This is a genomic window from Novosphingobium sp. CCH12-A3 (assembly GCF_001556015.1).
In the GTDB taxonomy this organism is placed as follows: Bacteria; Pseudomonadota; Alphaproteobacteria; order Sphingomonadales; family Sphingomonadaceae; genus Novosphingobium; species Novosphingobium subterraneum.
In genome coordinates, this window is the sequence record NZ_LSIA01000253.1 from 1 (window position 1) to 2,838 (window position 2,838).

The 2,838-nt window shown below is 61.0% G+C and carries 1 protein-coding gene and 1 pseudogene; one reads left to right on the forward strand and one right to left on the reverse strand.

Features of this window, described 5'->3' with window-relative positions; genetic code table 11:
* A partial coding sequence (locus AX703_RS26895; RefSeq protein ID WP_231735637.1) for a recombinase zinc beta ribbon domain-containing protein occupies positions 1-1,294 on the forward strand: 1,294 nt, incomplete at its 5' end.
* Between the two features lie 36 nt (positions 1,295-1,330).
* On the opposite strand, the pseudogene AX703_RS28520 reads toward AX703_RS26895, so the two are convergent.
* Positions 1,331-2,707, reverse strand: a pseudogene (locus AX703_RS28520) (IS66 family transposase); the annotation flags it as partial.
* Positions 2,708-2,838: the final 131 nt, after the last annotated feature.

Genomic DNA, 2,838 nt, shown 5'->3' on the forward strand with positions numbered 1-2,838 from the left:
GACCATGCAGCCCGGTGACCACACCCCAAATTACACCTCATTGACGGACGTGACCCACGGCAAACCTCTTGGAACGTGGGAAGTGATGCTCCAAGACCATCATGAAGGCTATATCGATTGGAGTGAGTTTGAGAGGAACCAGAGCCTTATTGCCGTTAATGCTTTCGGACAGAAGGGCGGAGTTAAGTCCGGGCGTGGCGGTAGGGCGCTGCTTGCAGGACTGCTCACCTGCGGAAGATGTGGAAGGCGATTGGGCGTCGTCTATTCGGGGCGCGCTCCGGGACATCCCTATTATCGCTGCGAACGTATCAATCAGATGTTGGCCAAGCCACGATGTATGACTTTTGGCGCCTCTCGCATCGATCCTGCTATTGGAAGAGAGATATTGCGCGCCGTGACGCCAATGGCGATCGAGGCTGCAATGGAAGCTGAACGAGGACATCGGGATAATCTGGAACAACGGCACCAAATGGTGAAGCTGGACTTGCAGCAAGCACGATACGAGGCATCTCTTGCGGAACGCCGCTATGCCGCTTGCGATCCTGACAACCGATTGATCGCTGCTCAACTTGAGAAGAGTTGGGAGGCAGCGCTGAGGCGCGTGGAAGCCTGCGAAGCGGCTTTGGCCCAAGTGCGACAAATCGATCTTGCCACCCCAGTTCCCGATTTTAACGACATGGCTACCGATCTGGCGACGGCCTGGCGCGCGCCTGGTGTCGACATGCGTTGCCGTCAACAGCTCCTTCGCACTCTCGTGACTGATATCGTTGCTGACGTAGACGACGAGAAGCGCGAAGTCATTTTGACGATCCACTGGAAAGGTGGCCAACACTCTCAGCTGCGTATTAGCAAACCCAAATCTGGTGAACATGGCCAGAGTACCCCGCAGGCCGCCCTTGCCGTCATGCGGTCCATGGCTACCCGGTGGTCTGACGCCGACATTGCCGCCACTCTCAACCGGATGGGAATGCAGACCGGACAGGGAAAAACGTGGACGGCGCGCCGTGTCGGGGCACTGCGCACGGTCCATAAAATTCATGGCTACCGATCCGCAGAAAAGAACGGCGAGTGGCTCACACTAACCGAAGCCGCCCAAAAGCTTGGGGTTACCGCTCATCGCGTCCGCCGACTGATAAAAGAGGGCGTGCTGCCCACCCAGCAAGTGGTACCCGATGCGCCGCATCAAATCCTGGCTACGGATCTGGAAAAGGACGAAGTGACGCAGTTTCCGCGTCACAGAGGCCCGTGTCGCATCAAAATGGAAAACCAAAAGTCCCTGTTTCCGGGCATTTGAAGAGGAGGTGCAGTATGAATCAGTTGCGGCAACTCCGCGCAAGGCGTTCTCGACCAGATTGTTGCTGATCTCGAGCAGGCCTTCATCGCAGTAGCGGATCATGGCGGCCCATCGATTCAGCGGATAGCGGCATGCCTTGGCCAGAGCGCTGTCGGACGATAGCCCCTGCTCCATGGCCTCCAGCCAGCTTCGCAGTGACGCAAGTCTGGGTAAGGCGCGTTCCTGCCTGACCCGTCGTCTCTGGTCCGGCGGCGCGCCCTTGATCTCGCGCTCGATCGCAAAGAGCTCCGCGATCCTGACCACGGCTTCGGCCGCGACCGGTGACGGGTTCTTGTCGAGCACGTCGGTAAACTTGCGCCGCGCATGGGCCCAGCAGCCAACCTCCACAACATCGCGTGGCACCTTGGTCTTCGGGTCCCGGTAGAGCGCGTTGTAGCCCGCAAAGCCGTCCGCCTGCAGATAGCCACGGTAATTGGCGAGGTGCGCGGCCGGATGATGACCGCCGCGATCCGCGCTGAAGCGGTAGGCCACAGCTGGCGGTTCCATGTCGCCGCTCGACCAGCCATGGCGCAGATAGACCCAGAAGCGTGCGATGGCACTGCCATTCCCGTTGCCCAGCAAGGTGACCGGCGTGTCGTCGCCATGTATCTTCGGCGCTTCCAGGATATATGCAAGCAGCCGCTCGCCCAGCGGCGCCATCAGCCAGGCGAGCTTGCGGGCCCATCGGCTCATCACGTCGCGATCGATGTCGATGCCCTGCCGGCGCAGGATCACCGATTGCCGATTCCATGGCACGTGATCGACGAAGCGGCTTACGATCAGATGCGCCAGCAGCGCACTGCTGGCCATGACCTTGGGCAGCGGCAGGTCGATCGCGGGGGCCTGGTGGATCTGCTCACACACCCGGCAGGCAACGCGCGGGCGCACGTGCCGGATCACGCGGAAGCGCGCGGGGATATAGTCCAGCACTTCGGTGACGTCCTCGCCGATTTGCGTCTGCTGCCCAATACAGCCCGGCGAGCATGTCCCCGGCCGATGCTCGACAACCTGGCGCGGCACATGTGCCGGGATCGGCGCTCTGACCCCGGCCGTACGCGGCGCCGGCTGCCGCACTTTGCCAAGTGATCCCGCATCATCGTTGGCGGCAACAGGCGTGTCGATTTCGTCGAACATCAGCCGCAACTGGGCGATGTCCATCTTCTCGGAGCTGCGGCCGAACTGGACGCGCAGCAGCCGCGCCAAACGATGCTCGAGCTTCTCGATCGTGAGGCTCTGGGTGGTGACGAGCGCCTTGGCGGCATTCAACGCAGCGCGCTCCTGCTCGAGCACCTCGGCCATTTCCCGCAGCATCCGCTGCAGGAGAACCGGGTCGGAAGGAAGACGATCAAACTCGAACCGCATGGCCATTTTCATAGCCGATGCGAGGGCAAAACCCCAGTCAAATCGCGGTTTTCCGGGAGATTTTCAGCTAGGCCAAGCTCGGCGCCATCACCTCGTCGTGTACGATCGCCTGCTTCCAGTTCAGGCCCTCGATCAGCATCGCC